At 35.0% G+C, this 618-nt stretch carries 1 pseudogene; it reads right to left on the bottom strand.

The features are described from left to right. Positions 1–145 precede the first annotated feature (145 nt). Positions 146–618: pseudogene (locus AC1DJR_RS32665) on the bottom strand (exosporium protein D); the annotation flags it as partial.

Here is a 618-nt window from a genome sequence, read left to right as displayed (position 1 = left end):
GTAATGCGGTTTCTCGTGATAAGAGAAACCGCATTTTTTGTATTTGCAAACATTGCTATCCGAATAGTCTCTCACTAAATGTTTTAACAGCATCCTCTTGTATTAATGGGAAAATGTAAAAGGAGAGATTTCTTTTTCGGTTATTCTAGCAATCATAATCATTGTCGTATTCATTGCAACATTCATCGCAAGGGCTGTTCTGATCATTGCAGCAAATACAAAACGTTTTATTGATAAATATATCAATAAAATCAAAGGAATCGGAATTATTTGTGAGGGTAAGTTCTTGGAAATCTTCTACTTGAAAAATCCTTGTTTCATTAGGAACTATCGTAGCGATAATTGGTGTGTTAGAAATCCTTGTTCGAATAGTTACTTCAATGGGACCGGAATCGTTAGGAACAGATATTTGAAGTAATGTTTTGTTGTGATTAATAGTAAGATCTTCAAAAACCACTCTTGAAGAGTTAGGGGGTACGATAATATCTAGAGGTACATTTCCAGTTGAGGAAGTTCCCGAACCGGCTATGGTATGAGTCTCAATAAAACAGTTACTCTTTTGGTTAAGAGAATGTGATTGTTCTGCATAGTAATCATTTTGGTCATCACAGCAGATGC

The sequence above is a fragment of the Bacillus sp. 05T31 genome, assembly GCF_056396725.1.
The sequence above is the reverse complement of the archived record's forward strand: the minus strand, read 5'-3'. Positions and strand labels throughout refer to the sequence as shown.